We start from the raw sequence: 16441 nt of genomic DNA on the forward strand, positions 1-16441 counted from the left end.
CGTCCGTCTTCGTGTACGGGCGGGTGTGCGTCTGTTTGCCCGTCCGAATGTATGGACCGCCGTACCTCCGGCGGTCCGAATGAGCCCCGGCCCACCACGACCGGGAATCTCACTCTCTCTTGCCGGGAACACGCCACCCGGAAACGCCCGGGCGGCATTCAGTCTACGTGTTATACCCACTTCATCGATCGGAATCTCACCCGCTGCCCGGTCGCTCGATCGGTCGCGCGCACACTATACACCAACACTCTCCTTTAGCGCGCCACGCGGGAGTGTCGCATCGAGACCGTCAGAGAGTTCTTCGATTGACAACACCGGGCGGGTCGCGGTCAGGATCAGTGTTACCCCCAGAACACTGTGAAACAGCACTGAAGAAAGTGTGATTATCCCGAAAAACCGACATCAAGCCGCGTAACACCTAAATCCTGGATCAATGTAACAGGACGGGGCGGATCTGGACTGTGGAACTCCTTGCAGGACTGCATTTGCAGTGGTTCACGGTGTCACGGGGGTCAAACACGGTAGTGAAGACACTGTGAAACAGTCTGAAGAAAGTGTGCATTTACGGATTCCAGGTGCATTAGCCCCCGTAACACGTAAATCGCCTATCCATGCAAACGAGGTCAGGGGGATCTGGACTGTGAAGTCTCTTGCAACGACTGGAATTGCATTGATTCGGAGTGTCACGGGGGTCAAACACGTCCCTGAACGCCCTTGCAATAACATAACACCCTCTGCAGTAGTGTTATGCAGAAAGTGTGTATCTGCGGAAAACACGCGGTAAAACCCCCGTAACACCCGAATCAGCAATCAATGTAAATGAACCCGGCGCGAAAAACAGTGCCTCGGGTCAGTACACCTGACCGGCCGGAACCGTCACTGCACTCGAACGGAACCACGGCGTCGTCACATCCCAGTTCGATCGGTCGTAGTCCTCGAAGGTTGACAAGCGCGACTGACCCGGGTGCCGAGCGGCATCCTCACGACCGTTGTCTTCACCGTGCATGCCCTTTCGAGCATTGACAACCGTCCAATCCGGTTCGTGTTGAGCGCGCACTACCTGACGGTCGGCTATGTCGCCTGTGAGCGTCGCCTGACGCGCCCGATTCGCGCGCCCGCGCGTTGTTGTTTCGCCCAAGTATCGCGTCGCTCTCTCTGCCGTCACAGTGTCTTCTAACAGCAACTGCTGGCCCTGGGCGTCCGCGCCAACGTGTTCGTCGTCCGCGGCCTTCTCGATCGCGTAACACCAGAGGTCCATCGACGTCCGCCACTTCGACCCGTCCGGCGACCGTTCGATGAGGCCCTTATCTCGCAGGTAACACTTCATCTCCTGCGACAACCCCGATTCACCCCAGCTCCACGCGACAACAGGGGGTGCGAGGTGCTGGGTGATCTCTTCCCAGTGAGCCGCGAGCTTCCCTTCCGTTCTCTTCTTGAAGTCTCTCGCGCGGTTCGACTGCCACGTCACTGTCGCCGAATTCTGTGTTGACAACTTCAATCACCTCGTTCCTGCAGGACACTCTCACGCGCTCTCTGCGGCGTGAGCGACTCATACGCATCCTCAACGACACTACGCTGACTCTCCGTGAGGTCTGCAACCCCAACGTCGAACAATTCGTCCGCGACCGGTGCCAGCGCCATCTCCGGCAGCCGTGCATTCTCCGGCACGTCGCCCGCCTCTTCGGTATACAGACACGCTAACAGCACCGCTCCCGGGTCGATGTGCGGATTCCGATCGTCCGGCGCGTGGGCGTCTACGACTGCGTGGTACGCGTCATCAATCACCAGCCACCGCCCCCGGGATCGACACGTCACTGAAATCCAAATCAATCTCCGCACCACCACCCGAACCACCGACACCGTCACAGGCACCAGCACCAACACCGTCACCGGGACTGCGCTCGATATCATCATCCGGTTCATCCACACCCGCCAGAACCGACATTTGCTCCACCACCCCGCCAACCACAACCTCCGCGCGAACAACCGACACGCTCGACCCACGCCCAACATCCTCATCACATGACCCGGGAATCGCAGCAACAACACGTCGAACCCCACCCTCAACGTCTTCACACGCGACGTCCGTCATTGGCAACACCATCTCACCACGCTCAACACGGAACGACAACTGGACTCGCCACCCAGCACCGTCACGACTCACCAGCCCGGTCGCCTCCAACACCGACGCGTGATTCCGAACCGTCTGCGCCGACACACCAGCCCGGTCACACAACTCCGTCTGCGACAACACACGATCCGCGTGAACTAACACCGACACGATCTCCCCAGCACTCCGTGGTAACCCGGGCAACACGTCTCGTGACGGGATCTGACGTAACACAAACCGGAGTTCCGCCGCATCCATCTCTCGAACCGATGACTCCGATCCTAACTGTTGTAACGCCGCAGCGACCGCGAACGGCGACTCAACAACCGCATCAAGCACCGACACGATCCGTCGAGGCGCACGCAAGTTCTTCGGTCCGAGGACACGAGCAACCGTCACCGCAACCATCTCTCTCGACACATCACTCGTCACGTTCACCGGCACAACGAACTCCGGAGCATCCTCGTGCGGAGACACGCCCTCCAACTCACTCTCTAACACTTCCTGTAACCGTGACGCCGACCCGCCACGAACAACCATCGACCCGATGAAACTCCCGTGCGGATCAGCCGCATCAACTTCCACACTGAATGCCGATGCTCGCTTCTCCTCACGCTCCTCGAACAATTGCCGGAATGCCGCATGCGACTGGTAGCGTGACTGCACTAACACGGAATGCGCGATCGATTTACCGAGATCAGCGAGCTTCCCGGCATTCACTCCGGCCGGTACGCGAACATCTCGAATCAAATCCACGCCAGCTGCATCGAGTAAATGCACGATAGACCCGGCCAGCCCGTGCGATTCACTAACGATCTCACCAACGAACTCCGCCCGATCATCGTACTCACCGTGGTGAAGTTTCTTCGTCATCGTCTCGATATCCTCACCCCACTGCACCAGCATATCCCTGAACGACTCACTGTCCGCTAACACACCATCAGTCAAATACCCGATTTGACGGACTCGACGCAACACTTCACCCGGCACCTCATCGAGAACCCGGTCAAGCGTCCGTTCACCAAGCGCAGCATCCACCAGACGCGGCGACGCTAACGCCACAGCAATAGACACCGTGTAGTCTAACGGGTTCGTCGCGTGAACGGACACGACCGCCTCACCACGCCGGTCATCCATCGACACGAACCGTGACCGCGAATCAACATCGGAAACACCGGTGTCCACGACCGTCACACCACTCGAATCACTGCCGCAAGCGGCTATCGCAGCGTGATCCGCCCGGTTGAGGTACACAGTCCGGTACGGTGCGGTCGTTGAACCGGGGCTGTCGTTAGTGCGGTCGTCGGTGCCAGTGCGGTCCCCTGCCGGGTGGTCGCCGGGGCGCTGTCGCGGTACACGTCTCTGTCGTGAGGAATTTGGGGTTCCGCTAACGCTGTTTTGCAGGGTGGTTTGCCGGCCGTCGTGTTCGTTGAAGTACGTGAGGACTTCTTCGCCGGCGTTGAGCAGCGTGATTTTCTTCGCGGAGTCCGGGTTGTACGTTTCGATGAGTCCGTAGTCTTTGAGCGTGGAAATGCATTGCCTGACGCGTGAACGGCTGGTTTCTAGGGTTGCGTGTGTTTCGTGGTAGGAGAGTGTGTGCCCGGGAGTGTCGTCGAGCGCGCGAAGGATTTGCGTTTCAGTGTCGTCTGCGTTGAGGTCGGTGAGCGCGTCGTCGATGCGGCTTTCTGGGCGGTGTGCGTTCGCCCATTCGCTAACGCCGGGCAGGTGATCGCGGTGGTGGTGACGGATGAACGCTTCCGTGACTCTCGTGGTGACGAGTTTGATGTCGAATGCTTTGCTGAGTATCCCGATGAGCTCGCAAATGTTGGTGCGTTGCTGCCGGTCGAGCGCTTCGAATTCACCGGGCGTGATTTCGACGGCGATCGTTGGTGCGGTAGTGTGCGTGTCGTCGTGTGTGGTGGTGGCGAATCGGAATAACTGTGCAGCGGCGTGAATGTCGTCGGTGGTGCTGTGCCCGGTGCCGAGCTCGCGGAGAACGGTGAGGAGTTTCCACGCGGTGGTTTGCGTGTGACGGCGACGGTGTTCGTGGAGGAGTGATCGTGTTCCGTGCCCGTTGAGTGGTGTTTCGGTGATTCCGACGGTGTTGAGTAGCGTTTCGAGTTCGTTGTAGCTTCGTCCGGTGACGGTTCCGATGGCGTTGAGGAAGTAGTGCTGCGTGTCTGGGTGCGCGGTGATTTCGTTCCAGAGTTCGGTGACGGGTTGGCTTCCTGTGACGGTGATGGTTCCCGTGGTGTGTTGCCGTGTTGCGGTGAGGCCGGTGTTGTCGGGCGTGTCGGCTGGTGGCGGGGTGAGCGTGTTCACTCGCTCGGTGTTCTCGATGGTTGCGTGGTCGGCGGGGTGGTGCCCGGTTCCGGCGAGCCCAGTGCGAGCGCTGGTTGGCGTGTCGGGCGTGTGTTCGTTCCGTCCGATTGTCCCGGCGGTTTCCTCGGCCCGGGTACTGTACTTGTCGCGGTGCTCGGTGAGCGCGATGTCTACTTGGTCTTCGAATGCGTCGGCGTGGACCGGGGTGAGGGAGACGAGGTCTCCGTATTTTTCTCGATGCTCGGTGATCGTGTCGGTGAGCGCGTCGGGGAACGCGTCTTGGTCTTCGGGTTCGGTGATATCGATCTCGTCCCGAGTTTCAGCGTATGTGCCTGTGTTCGCGTACGCTTCGCGTTCGCCGGCTCGGTCGGCGAGAATCTTGGCTCGAAGTTCGCACGCGGTGTCTCGATCGTCTGCTTGGGCGAGCGACCGGTGCTTGTCTGTGTCGCGTGTGCTGCCGCACGCCGGGCATGTGACCGTGTCGTTCCGGCGGAAATTCTCGACGACCCAGTGGGCTTGACAGGTGCTGCACGCGGTGACGTGGAACGTCATGCGGCATCACCGGGCGTGAAGCGGGGTGACTGCTTCACAGAGAAATTAACGTGCAACACGTCGCTATCCTGGTCGTTGTCTTCACCGAGACGGGGGTTCAGGTTCTCGTCGTCTACCACTCTTCTTCACCCCCTGTAACAGGAACAATCGCGTCACGCGCAACCACAACCGGCGCACCAGGATTCCCGGCCGCTGAGTGCAGAAGCGCGAATTCTGCGTTCATCGTGTCGATCTTCCACACCGCGCCGTCGTACTCGATGAGTTTCCCTGGCATTAGGCGAGCACCTCCAGGGAGCTGGCATCATCAACGCAGAGTTGCCTGTCCGTGTTGACGAATTGGTGGGCTGCTTCGATGGTTTTCCCGTCTCTCAACAGGATTAGCGCTGGTTTTTCCGATTCGGTGCGCCCACTCTTATTAGGTTGGCTCTCGTATGTCATTCTGTGAACCCCTGTGGTGAGGTGTTCACACGGCGGTTCCCCGCGGGCACTGCCCGCGCGGTTGTCCTTTGCATCGTCAACTTGGTAGATGCGAGTTTGTGGTGAGTGGCGACACAGTGATCGTGGGTCGCCGCCGTGCTTGTCATGTCATAAAACAGGGTAAGGGATAAACGCTGGCGCTAAGGTTCAAGTGGGTAAACGAATCAGGCGACACAGACCTTCTACCCTATGACTACCCCGACCGGGAATGTAGTCACCGGTATCTATAACAAGGTGTTTTGAATATCACTGTTCGGACACCCCCGGACACCCCTGGACGAGATCTCAGCGCCGAAAAACCCCACACGGCAACAGAATCACACCAATCACCCCCGACCCCTGTCCAGGGAGTCCAGGCGTCTAGGGTCTTTCTGCAGATAGAGTAAGAAAACTACCACACTACCACCATTCCGTTTACTGTTTTTCTCACATTACCCTCGAAACACCCTGGACAACCTGGACACAAAATAGAACCCTACTGCCGTCTTGCGGTTTTCTCGTCCAGGGGTGTCCGGGGTCCCACTGTTTGTGTCCAAGGGGGGTTGTGTCGATGGAGACAATCCTCTTGCTGTGCTGGGAGGGCGCGGCGGGTGCCGCGCTCGTTGTGGACGGGTGAGCGTCAGCGTCTGGATCGATGGTCACGGTGCTCTTGCTGTCGCGTGCGTTCGCGTTGTGGGCGTGTGCTGGCGGTAGTGTTACGCGGCGTGTGAGCGGTTTCTGAGGCGCGTCGTCGTTCGTGTTTCTGTGGGGGTGAGCAGTGGCGGCGTGTGAGCTGAGTTGTCGTTGACAGTGTCGCTGGTGTCGTGTCGATTGTGACTGTCGTCGCCCCCTGCACCCCGGGCGGGTTGCGTGACACTGACCGTGACACTGCGGTAACTGTCCTCGAAGCCCAGTGGCGCGTGAGCGCCAAGCGTCGGAAACAACTACTCCCGCGAAAATCAGAGCCGGTTACGGATCTGCTGGAACGTCAGTACCCTATCAATCCCTGGTGCATCGAACGCATCGAGTTCGTCGTTGAACTCCCCAATCTTCACCCTCCCGCTCTCAATCCCTCTGATAGTCTCCCGATCGAGGTTCACGGGAATCGTCTCGCCCGCAGTCAACGCCCTGAGCATATTCGCAGCCACTTCGTGATTCCGCATGACCCACACGGACTCCCCATCAGCCTCTGCCAGAACGCGGTAATCGTGCCGGAGGCTCGAATAGTCGTTAATCCCGGGGCTCGCATTGTCAGGCACCCCGGGGTCAGCGCTGATACGCCCACCTTCCACTTCAACCGTAGCGATGCGCTCCGGTTCAGTGTCAACCACGACTAAGTCAGTTCTACTCCCGCCCTCGCTCGGAGAGACTTCAACCCGTCTGACGTCCTCGCGCGCTGCGTAGTACTGCCGTGTGAGCGCAACACCGACTCGATGCGGGGTGTCATCACCGGGATCGCCGATGTCGAACCCGTGTTTCTTCGTCATCCTACATGCTCTCTGTCCTTCCGATGTGACGGTGTAATAGCGTCTTCGTGCGACTCCTGTATGGAGTTTCAGATACCCCAGCTCTTGGAGTTTGTCGTCGTCAATGTCGTACAGTGTTTTGATTGTGGATGACATCGACTCTGTGAGGTTGTATCCGGCCAACTCGCCGTTCATCGCTTTCACGACAGCCTTCAGGAATGCGGCTTCATCGCTCGTGATCCCGTATGTCTCTAAGTGCCGATCGGTGAACCCGCCAGTATCAACTCGGGTGAGCGGGGCAGGCGCGTTGTTACTGGATTGTCGTCTCGGGTCGTGCGGGTCACGTGGATCTGGAGGGTGCTCGCGCATATGTTATTTTCTGGTTCTGGTATAATGTCTCCTTGCCGTGGGGTTCTTCGTGTGGTTTTCAGAGGGGGTTACACTCACCCTGACCGCGGTCACTGTCTCGAAGCCCAGTGGCGCATGAGCGCCCGCCACCCCAGTGGGCGAACGTCTCAAACTCTTGGGGGGTAAATCCTCCACACCCTCTACATCAACACACATATCCGGGTGTGAGAGGCGATATTACACCCTGGCCAAACCCCATCCGCAGCCTCAGATTTCTTTGTAGCATCTATAAACACCTTAGCTACCGCGCGGTGTTTTCAAACCTCAATAGTTTGAGATGGCTGCTCTGAATGGGTTTCGCGCATGGTTTTCGCACCCCATTGTTTCGTTTTCGCGTAGGGTTTCCGCCACGGGTTCGCCTATTCCGCGTATGGTTTTCGCACAGGTGCGGAAACCCCCTGCGAAAACTTATGGTCGTGACGGGACTACCTTGACATGTAATGACAGAGGCAGAGTTAGACGACGAGGATCAGTTACAGTTGACTGACATCGACTCGCTCGGTGACAGTGACACTGACGGTGACAGCGAGGTTGACAAGTGCTGCGTAATCGTTCACCAACCAACCCGGAAGGAACTCGCACAGTCGGTACGGTCGTGCTTAGCGCACGCCAACCAGATTGTGGACACGGGAGACATCGACTCTGCAACGCGCGCTGACTACGGACACCAAATTGCGAGCGGGAAGATCGAACTCCCCGACCGCGCGTTCCCCATCGACGTTGGTGGAATTGCGATGGGGATCGATCCCGAACGGCGGCACGTCGTGAATGGTGTGAGCGTGAGCGAGAAGACTGACGACATTCGTCACGTCGTCGTTGACAGTATCGAAACGCTCGGTAAGGGTCATGAAGAGATTCGTGACCGCGTTGAAACGCTGATCAACTCTGGTGTGACACTCCACCTGAACGATGTCGCTGCAGAGATCGATAGTGATTCCGCGGACGCGGTGCTGGGGGTGCTGGAATCGCTCGATAAGAGTGGTCCGGAGTTGCAGCGTGAGGCTGCGATTCGTGACGTTCGAAGGTGGTGTGATGGGCTCGATCGTGACCGCGGGCGGGCTCCGCTCGGCTTCACCTACGACGACTCGGGGAAAGTCGTTCCTGGGGATGACTACGATGAGGTGCGAGCTGTACTATCGATGGTTCATGATGACCACCCGGATTCGTTATCGAAGCGAAAAGGTGCGGAGCGATTGGGTGTCGCTCCGCGGACTGTTGGTCGGGCGTTGGATAATCTGGATCGGTACGTGCTCGAAGAGGACACTGGGAAGTGAGCGCGGTTTGGGGTGCCTGCCCTCTCACCCGCGGGTTACAGCCAGTCGATGCGTTCTCTCCGCTGCCGCATTTTCGACCGCGAATCACGGTGATCGTATCTCTCCTCAATAATGTCCGTACCGACGTTCATCCGGTCGCTGACGACGTCTGCAGCGACATCTGACGATAAGTAGTCAGTAATCGCTCCGTGTCGAATCGAGTGCGGAGCAGTGCTAGACGGGCATTTGCTCGCAGCCATGTTATCCATTGCTTCGCACTCGTCCGTGTCGCGGTCATGCGGACAGTCACCGCCGTTAAACGTACACGGCCGGGTGACTCGGTACACGTTGAGTCGGATCGTGTTCTTCGTGATTCTACCGTGTTTCGTTGTTAAAAGCGGGTCTCTGCGGTGGTCGTCCTGTACGTCGTGACGGTGGTGTTCGATGTGGTCATCGATGATCCTGCAGGTCCGCGTGCTGATTGCGACTGCCCGCTCCCCTTTTCGCTTGTTCTTCAGTGGGGTGTCGGTGTCTGGGTTGTGTCGGAGTTCGATGTATTCGTCTCGCGGGTGGTAGTGTTGCAGGTCGATTGCTCGTGCTGCGCCCATCCGCATCCCGGTCTCCCAGAGGATCCGGAAGATGACGTGTTGTAGGGACGCGTACTGGTACTTATCGAGGTACTTCAGGATCTGCTCGGCCTTCTGTCGGGGGACCGTGTCGGTGCCTTGCGCGCCCGGGTCAGCTAAACTGGGGGAGTTGACCGTTTCATCGAGGCCGTCGATACACGCGTTGATGCTGACAGCGAATCTGAGGAAGACACGGAGTGTGTCCAGGTTAGATTTAAGCGTGACATCGCTCACCTTCTGTTTCCGGAATATTTTGAAGCGTTGAACATCGCGGCCGGTGATGTCGTTCAAGTTGTCAATCTCTTCTTGGTCGCACCATTCCACGAAGCGTTGTAGTCTGTATCCGTGTGACTGCAGGGTCGCGTCTGAGAGTTCGCGTTCACGGTCTTGTTTGTACAGATCCACTGCGTCGCGTGGTGTGAGGGGTTCAAGCCTGTTGTCGGGAGAGTTTCGTGCCATTGTTCTGGGGCACGGGCGAGTTTGCGGGCCGGGATTGGATTGAGCGCACCCTGCCGGTGAAGTCCGGGGTGAGGTCCGTCGGCCTTGGACGGTGGAAGCCCGCCCGGAACGGCCCGGAGGGCCGCATGCCCGGCAGGACCCGCGAAATCGTTTGGAACGCTCGATCCGTAACCGCGTTCTCGTGAGCGAAGCGAACGAGAGTACGCGAGACGAGCGTAGCGAGTCTCGCTCGATTCGAATTCGCGCCGGCCCATTTTCACCCCACGTCGCAATCGTGAGCGATAGCGAACGGTCTGTCGTGGGTGTGAAATGGACACCAAGCGAATTCGAGCAGGGAAGTCGAGCGAAGCGAGTCTTCCCGTGTTCGACATTCGCGCCGGCCCACTACCGTTCCCGCGAACAAACTCGTGAGCGGGAAGTCCGTGCAGCTGAGCGAATTCGAGCCAGCAAGTCCCAGCGCGAACGAAGTGAGCGCGACCGTCTTGCTTAGTTCGACATTCGCACCGGCCCACTTCTGCCTGCGAACAAATCTCACTGATCGAGCGAAGCGGTGTCCGAATCGGTGGTTACTGCCAAACGGTATTTGCAGCGGTGAACGCTTCGTCTTTCGTGACGATGGCATCAGTACCACGCACTCGGTGGTTCCCAATGAGCAAAGCATCGTGGAGCGTGTGGTGGTCGATGAGGCTCCCGTACACCGCGAGGTCTTGCTGGTCGGCGGGGGCAACTTGCACGGGGCCGTCGTTCACCAACCCGCGCAACACTGCGTTCGGTGTCGTGTCGACCTTGACGCCGGCGATCTTCCCCTTGTTGACCGCCGTCCAGATAGCCTCGCTCACCGTGACTGTCGGTGCCTCGATCACATCGACGCCCTGCTCGGCTCGCTCGAAGACATCGTCTGCAGCTGGCGGGAGTGTATCGACGAGATACCGGGCCATCGCCACGCCGTCGACGGTGTATCGGGTCACGGCTGCCACTCTGTCCGGTGTTTCTCCCGAATCTCGGCTTCCATCTCCTCGGCCATCTCCTCGCGCTTTTCCTCGGGGACGTCGTCGTCGACGAGCATCCCACGGCCCGTCGATCGGGTCGCCTTCCTGATCCGAATACCGTCCTCGGTCTTTTGCCAGAGCAGCTCATCGCCCTCCTCGAGGCCAAACTCCTCACGAAGTTCCTTCGGGATGGTGACCTGTCCCTTCCGGGTGATGCGGGTCGTCTCGCCCTCGGCGTTGGTCTCGGTACTCATACGTAGTACTACGGGGCGTAGTACCTAAGAGTTTGCCCGCCAGGAGAGTAGCCGGGACTCGCCCAAGACCCGGCCAGTGTGGGGTAGGTGGCCGGGGTACCATTACCCCAACAGACCCATCGAGACAACCCGTTGGTCGATCGGTAGATCGGTGACGCGCCGGCCCATTCCTGAGCGCACGTGCGACTCGGTAAACCATGCGTTCGCCAGTACAATCCCAGTACAGGGCCGAGCAAGCGTTATACGTTCAAGTCGACAATCCCTGACAAATGGTACCAACCCCTTCACTCTCTCGACGGCGACTTCTCACTGCGGTGGGGATCGGGGTCGTCGGGCTCGCAGGCTGTGGGGAATCGACGACAACTGAAACGGACGCACCCCCTTCAAACACTCCAGGAACCACACGCACAGACACGACGGAGACACACGACGAAACACAATCCTCGCCGACTGGTACTGACGCCGGAGCGACGGCGACCACGACCACAGGAGAGCCAACTACCGACACCGCCGACGCACTCGATCGGCGGGAAGCCAACGTCGTGGGCGTCGAGTTCGAATCAGTCGACGGCGGGATCCGGTTCAGTGTCGCGCTCAATCACGACGACGAGGGCGAAGACGGCTACGCGAACTGGTGGCAGGTCGAGGCCCTCGACGGGACGCAACTCGGGCGGCGCGAACTACTGCACGCCCACGCACAGCAGCCGTTCACCCGCTCGGCGACGGTCGACATTCCCGAGGACGTCACCTGCGTGGTCCTCAAGGGTCACGACCAGACCCACGGGTATGGAGGACGCGCAATGGCCGTCAATCTCGACACAGGGGCGACCAGAAACGTCGATCAGGGACGCGAGCCGGCAGGATTCGGCGAGGATGAGTGTCCGTAGCGTCCACAACGGACGCGATGATCGTCTCGCCCTGACTCACATCCAGACGAGTTGTGCGTGGGGTGTCCCGTCGATATCCAAGACGTTGGGCTCTTGGACGAATCCGTGTTCGAGGGCGATCGAGACGGCCCGCTCGCCGACGAGGTTGGCGGTGTCACACTTCGCGAGGCTCTCGGCGACGCGCTCGGCGTCGGCAGGCTCGCCACCGTAGAACTCCTCGGTGACGGACAGCGAGATCTCGCCGTCGGCGACGGTGTCCCCGATGAGGTCGGCATCACACACCGCGACGAGAAGGCCTTCGTCAGTCTCGCGTTCGGTGACCAATAGCTCGTCGGCGCCGTCCCCAGTCATGTTATTCGCGAAGCCCCTGCCCGCGCTCCTCGATCATCTCCGCTTCGGTTTCCTGGCGCAGCTCGTCGGCCTCGTCGACGAGTTCCTCGGCGCGTTCGTCCTCGCCGACCTGTTCGTGGGCGCGGGCTTTCTGCTCCAGCAAGTCCGCATTCCGGAACCCGAGTCGGACAGCATTGTCGAAGGCATCGATCGCGTCCTCGGCCAGTCCGCGTTCGAGCAGGAAGAAGCCACGATTGTACCAGGCCTGGGCGAAGCGGGGATCGATCTCGACGGCCCGCTCGGCGTGTTCTAAGGCCTGCTCGGATTGCCCGGACTCCCAGAGTGCGTAGGCGAGATTTGTCTCAGCGGTCGCGGCGTGTTCGGAGTCAGCATCGAGGTTTAGTGCCTCGCGGTAGGCCCCGATCGCCGCGTCGTACTCCTCGAGTTCGGCATGAGCGACGCCTTTGTTCACCCGGGCCTCCTGTTCGATCGCGTCGTCATCAGCGAATTGGGCAGTCCGTTGGAGCGCTTCAGTAGCTTCCTCGAAGCGCTGGATGCGCATGTACTCCAGGCCGACGTCGAGCAGGCTTTCAGCGTCGACTGCCTCGTCAGGAATCGCGTGTTCGTCCAGCAGATCCCCCACTACCCGCGAGTCGATGGGGTCGACCTCGTCCGGATCAACGGCGAGTTCCGGCGGTTCGAGATCGAAGCCCTCGTAGGGCTCGTCGAAGCCCTGACCCTCTGAAAAGCGATGGTCCTCGGAGTCGTCAGTCATTACTATCGATTGGCAACGCGGAAGGTTAAGGCCTGCGTCACCGGATGGGGGCATATGAGCAAGCGACTGTTCGTCAGCGTCGACCTCGACGGCCTCGGGGAGAACGTCGCCGCTGTCCAAGAGCGATTCGACGGTGCATCGGGTCTGAACTTCGTCGATCCCGAGCAGGCCCACCTCACGCTGAAATTCCTCGGCGACACCGATCCGGACCGGATGCCCGAAATCACCGACGAACTCGCGGCCGCGGTCGACGAGAGCGGCGTCGAGCCCTTCGAGGGGGAATTCGGCGGCCTGGGTGCGTTCCCCAGTACGGACTACATCAGCGTCGTCTGGTTCGGCGTCCGGGAGGGGAGCGAGCAACTGACCCGATTGCACGAGGCCATCGAGGAGCGCACGGTCGCGATGGGGTTCGACCCCGAGGACCACGACTTCACCCCGCACGTCACGCTGGCCCGCATGAACCACGCGGGCGGGAAGGAACTCGTCCAAGACGTCCTGCGAGAGGAGGACCCGACGGTCGGCACCCTCAAGGTCGAGGCAGTCCGACTGACCGAGAGCGTCCTCACCGACGACGGGCCCGAGTATTCGACCGTCGAATCATTCGAGATCTGAGAGGATAGCAGGGCGCTAAGTATCACGTAACGTCGATTTAGGCGAGCTAAACGACTTAGTCGCACCAAAATTAGTCCGAAAAGTGATAATTGTTAAGTGGCCCACGATACTATGGATTCTCGATGGCACTGCTGGCTAATCTCACGCTGGTCTTCGTCGCGGGATTCATCACCGCGTTAGCAACAGGACTGGGTGCGATCCCGTTTTTCCTGGTCGATGATATCAGCGATCGGTGGTACGTCGGGTTGTGGGGGCTGGCCTCGGGAATCATGCTCGCGGCGTCGCTGTTCGGCCTGATCTTCGAGGGGCTGGCCGAGGGGACAGCCTTCGAGATCGCCGTCGGGATGGGCGCGGGCGTCCTTCTGGTGATCGTCGCCCACTGGGTGCTCGACGATGTGGACGTCGACCCAAAAGAGTACGCTGAAGCCGATTTCAAGAAGCTCGTACTCATCCTGGGTATTCTGACAGTCCACAGTTTCCCCGAGGGTATCGCCGTCGGAGTCTCCTTTGCCGAACTAGGCTTCGAGGGTGCCGATGGAGTGCTATTGTTCGGGACGACAGTCCCCATTCTGGCGATCTTTATGACAATCGCGATTTCGATCCACAATATCCCAGAAGGGGTCGCAATTTCGATCCCGCTTCGCTCGATGGGCGTCTCCGAGTGGCGCATGGCCTGGTGGGCCGTCTTCTCGAGTCTCCCCCAACCCATCGGGGCTGTGCTGGCGTTCGCGTTCGTCCGCCTCGCACGGGACTTCCTGCCCTACGGCTTTGGCTTTGCCGCCGGCGCGATGATCTACCTCGTCGCGACGGAGTTCATCCCGGAGGCATTAGAGACGGGCGCGCCGCTACCCGGCGATGGTCATCGGGAACTCCTCGGGGGACTAGTCGCCGGTGTGGCGTTGATGGTGCCGCTGGCATTAGTATGACTCCGGCCAAAAGAACAATCATTTAAACGGCGACGGCGAACGAACGGATACCATGGGCAAGAAATCCAAGGGCAAAAAGCAGCGCCTGGCGAAGCTCGAACGGCAGAATAGCCGTGTCCCGGCGTGGGTCATCATGAAAACCGACCAGGACGTACAGCGCAATCCGAAGCGACGTCACTGGCGACGTAATGATACAGACGAATGAGTGCCGAAGACTTCGAGGAGCGGGTCGTCACGGTCCCGCTTCGCGACGTGCAAGCTGTTCCGGAAGGCGACCGCGCCGGGAAGGCGATGTCGCTCGTCCGTGAGCACCTCGCCCAGCACTTCTCGGTCGAGGAGGACACAATCCGGCTTGACCCGTCGGTCAACGAGGCCGTCTGGGACCAGGGGCGGGCAAACCCCCCGAGCAAGATTCGGATTCGCGCCGCGCGCTTCGAGGAAGCGGGCGAGAACATCGTCGAAGCCGAACCCGCAGAGTAACTTTGCTCCGCGCGGCCTTCGCCGGTTCGACGTACGTCGGCGTCTACGCTTCGGTCACCGACAAGTGTCTCTTGATCCGCCCTGACGCCGACGACGAACTGACAACTGCCTTCGGCGAGGAACTATCCGTCCCGGTCGTCGAGACGACGATCGGTGGTGCAGGCACAGTCGGCGCGCTGGCAACCGGGAACGAAAACGGTCTGCTGGTCACGAGTCGGCTCACTGACCGCGAACGCGACCGTATCACGGAGGCGATCGACGCGCCGGTCGTCGAGCTCCCGGGTCGGATCAATGCTGCCGGCAACGTCGTCCTGGCCAACGACAACGGCGCAATCGTCCATCCGGATCTGCCGAGAGACGCCGTCCAGGCCGTCAAAGACGCCCTGGACGTGCCAGTCGAACGCAACGATATCGCGGGCGTCCAAACGATCGGGACGGCTGCGGTCGCGACGAACCGCGGCGTGCTCGCTCACCCCCAGGCGACAGACGAAGAACTCGACCGGCTCGAAGAGATACTTAGCGTTCCGGCCGATGTCGGAACGATCAACTACGGCGGGCCGCTGGTCGGGTCCGGTCTGGTTGCCAACGCGAACGGATACGTCGTCGGTCAGGACACCACCGGGCCGGAACTTGGCCGAATCGAAAGTGCATTGGACTATATCGACTGAGTTGGCGTCAGTTTTCGGGCAGATGAACCGATAGAAGGCGGACGGCGAGTGGAGCGGCTGCGGAGCGCCGGAGGCACGAGCGGGGTTCGCCGGACCTGACCGAAAGAGGGTTGGATATTTTGATCGACCGTTTTCGAGAGTGCGCGCCGCCGGCTCGCAGCTCCGAGCAAAAAAGGTGGATGGGAAGATACTTCCCCGTCGGTCACCGCAATCTTGCACATGAGTGAGTTTACAGTCAACGGGCAGTTTGAGGCCCGCGACGGCTGGCAGACATTCGAGAAAGAGATCGAAGCGGAGAACAAAAACGTCGCTGAAGAGCGGATCTTCGCCGAGTTCGGCTCCCAACACGGGCTAAAGCGCACCCAGATCGAGATCGAGGGGGTCGACGCATGAGCCTCGGTGGTGGCGGCGGCGGCGGTCAGCAGCAACTCCAGGAACTAGCCCAGGCGATCGAGGCCATCGAAGACGAGAAACAAGCCCTGCAGACCGAAATCGAGAACCTTCGAACCGAGCAGACCGAAATCGACGAGGCAATCGAAGCAATCGATACTCTCGAAACCGGCTCGACTGTCCAGGTTCCACTGGGTGGCGACGCATACGTCCGCGCCGAGATTCAAGATATCGACGAGATTATCGTCGGCTTCGGCGCAGACTACGCAGCCGAACAGGGCCAAAACGACGCCGTCGATGTCCTCGAGAACAAGAAAGACACTATCGACGAGCGGATCGAGGAAGTCAACGAGGAAGTTGCGGAACTCGACGCAGAAAGTGACGAACTCGAAGAGCGCGCCCAACAGATGCAACAACAGCAGATGCAACAGCAGATGCAGACGATGCAACAGCAGGAAGAAGGCGACGAGTAGGGCCC

General features: G+C 59.9%; 19 protein-coding genes. 9 read left to right on the forward strand and 10 right to left on the reverse strand.

What is annotated here, in order from left to right:
* Positions 1-850: 850 nt before the first annotated feature.
* The 5 genes from HZR20_RS02560 to HZR20_RS02580 form a co-directional block, all read right to left on the reverse strand.
* Positions 851-1492 carry a hypothetical protein gene (locus tag HZR20_RS02560; protein ID WP_181685023.1) on the reverse strand — a complete coding sequence of 214 codons (642 nt, stop codon included), beginning with the start codon at positions 1490-1492 and terminating at the stop codon, positions 851-853.
* A 2-nt stretch (positions 1493-1494) separates the two neighbouring features.
* Positions 1495-1785 (reverse strand): hypothetical protein, encoded by a 291-nt coding sequence (locus HZR20_RS02565; RefSeq protein ID WP_135829409.1) that lies wholly within the window; start codon positions 1783-1785, stop codon positions 1495-1497.
* Positions 1778-4984: a DUF5817 domain-containing protein gene (locus HZR20_RS02570; RefSeq protein ID WP_135829408.1), complete on the reverse strand. Its 3207-nt coding sequence runs from the start codon at positions 4982-4984 to the stop codon at positions 1778-1780. Before HZR20_RS02570 ends, HZR20_RS02565 begins: the two co-directional genes overlap by 8 nt.
* 112 nt (positions 4985-5096) lie before the next feature.
* Positions 5097-5258, reverse strand: coding sequence for a hypothetical protein (locus tag HZR20_RS02575; protein ID WP_168216244.1), 162 nt, complete (start codon positions 5256-5258; stop codon positions 5097-5099).
* A gap of 1141 nt (positions 5259-6399) precedes the next feature.
* Positions 6400-7101 (reverse strand): hypothetical protein, encoded by a 702-nt coding sequence (locus HZR20_RS02580; RefSeq protein WP_135829407.1) that lies wholly within the window; start codon positions 7099-7101, stop codon positions 6400-6402.
* Positions 7102-7754: 653 nt separating this feature from the next.
* Here HZR20_RS02580 and HZR20_RS02585 point away from each other — a divergent pair.
* A complete protein-coding gene (locus HZR20_RS02585) occupies positions 7755-8588 on the forward strand; it encodes a hypothetical protein (RefSeq protein WP_135806744.1) in 834 nt (277 codons plus the stop codon).
* Between the two features lie 35 nt (positions 8589-8623).
* Here the strand turns inward: HZR20_RS02585 and HZR20_RS02590 are convergent, their stop codons facing one another.
* From HZR20_RS02590 to HZR20_RS02600, 3 genes are all read right to left on the reverse strand, one after another.
* A complete protein-coding gene (locus tag HZR20_RS02590; RefSeq protein WP_135806743.1) occupies positions 8624-9652 on the reverse strand; it encodes a tyrosine-type recombinase/integrase in 1029 nt (342 codons plus the stop codon).
* Positions 9653-10218: 566 nt separating this feature from the next.
* Positions 10219-10620 (reverse strand): hypothetical protein, encoded by a 402-nt coding sequence (locus tag HZR20_RS02595; RefSeq protein WP_181685067.1) that lies wholly within the window; start codon positions 10618-10620, stop codon positions 10219-10221.
* The gene (locus HZR20_RS02600) at positions 10617-10895 is read right to left on the reverse strand and encodes an AbrB/MazE/SpoVT family DNA-binding domain-containing protein (protein ID WP_181685024.1); all 279 of its coding nucleotides are present in this window, start codon (positions 10893-10895) and stop codon (positions 10617-10619) included. The genes HZR20_RS02595 and HZR20_RS02600 overlap by 4 nt, the downstream gene beginning before the upstream one ends.
* A gap of 269 nt (positions 10896-11164) precedes the next feature.
* Between HZR20_RS02600 and HZR20_RS02605 the strand changes: the two genes are divergently transcribed.
* Entirely contained in the window at positions 11165-11782 is a 618-nt protein-coding gene (locus HZR20_RS02605) for a hypothetical protein (protein ID WP_181685025.1), read from the forward strand.
* 36 nt (positions 11783-11818) lie between these two features.
* Here HZR20_RS02605 and HZR20_RS02610 read toward each other — a convergent pair whose 3' ends face one another.
* Positions 11819-12133, reverse strand: coding sequence for a DUF424 domain-containing protein (locus tag HZR20_RS02610; RefSeq protein WP_181685026.1), 315 nt, complete (start codon positions 12131-12133; stop codon positions 11819-11821).
* A 1-nt stretch (position 12134) separates the two neighbouring features.
* A complete protein-coding gene (locus HZR20_RS02615; RefSeq protein ID WP_181685027.1) occupies positions 12135-12887 on the reverse strand; it encodes a tetratricopeptide repeat protein in 753 nt (250 codons plus the stop codon).
* A 54-nt stretch (positions 12888-12941) separates the two neighbouring features.
* Between HZR20_RS02615 and thpR the strand changes: the two genes are divergently transcribed.
* From thpR to pfdA, 7 genes are all read left to right on the forward strand, one after another.
* Positions 12942-13499, forward strand: a complete 558-nt coding sequence (thpR, locus tag HZR20_RS02620; RefSeq protein WP_181685028.1) for an RNA 2',3'-cyclic phosphodiesterase — start codon at positions 12942-12944, stop codon at positions 13497-13499.
* Positions 13500-13621: 122 nt separating this feature from the next.
* Positions 13622-14425, forward strand: a complete 804-nt coding sequence (locus tag HZR20_RS02625; RefSeq protein ID WP_181685029.1) for a ZIP family metal transporter — start codon at positions 13622-13624, stop codon at positions 14423-14425.
* Positions 14426-14477: 52 nt separating this feature from the next.
* The gene (locus HZR20_RS02630; protein WP_181685030.1) at positions 14478-14630 is read left to right on the forward strand and encodes a 50S ribosomal protein L39e; all 153 of its coding nucleotides are present in this window, start codon (positions 14478-14480) and stop codon (positions 14628-14630) included.
* Positions 14627-14905, forward strand: coding sequence for a 50S ribosomal protein L31e (locus HZR20_RS02635; protein ID WP_181685031.1), 279 nt, complete (start codon positions 14627-14629; stop codon positions 14903-14905). The genes HZR20_RS02630 and HZR20_RS02635 overlap by 4 nt, the downstream gene beginning before the upstream one ends.
* Before the next feature lie 2 nt (positions 14906-14907).
* The gene (locus HZR20_RS02640) at positions 14908-15573 is read left to right on the forward strand and encodes a translation initiation factor IF-6 (protein ID WP_181685032.1); all 666 of its coding nucleotides are present in this window, start codon (positions 14908-14910) and stop codon (positions 15571-15573) included.
* Between the two features lie 219 nt (positions 15574-15792).
* Positions 15793-15966 (forward strand): 50S ribosomal protein L18Ae, encoded by a 174-nt coding sequence (gene rpl18a / locus HZR20_RS02645; RefSeq protein ID WP_181685033.1) that lies wholly within the window; start codon positions 15793-15795, stop codon positions 15964-15966.
* Positions 15963-16436 (forward strand): prefoldin subunit alpha, encoded by a 474-nt coding sequence (pfdA, locus tag HZR20_RS02650; protein WP_181685034.1) that lies wholly within the window; start codon positions 15963-15965, stop codon positions 16434-16436. Before rpl18a ends, pfdA begins: the two co-directional genes overlap by 4 nt.
* Positions 16437-16441 lie beyond the last annotated feature (5 nt).

Origin of the sequence: Halorhabdus salina (genome assembly GCF_013839425.1) — an archaeon.
Taxonomy (GTDB): domain Archaea; phylum Halobacteriota; class Halobacteria; order Halobacteriales; family Haloarculaceae; genus Halorhabdus; species Halorhabdus salina.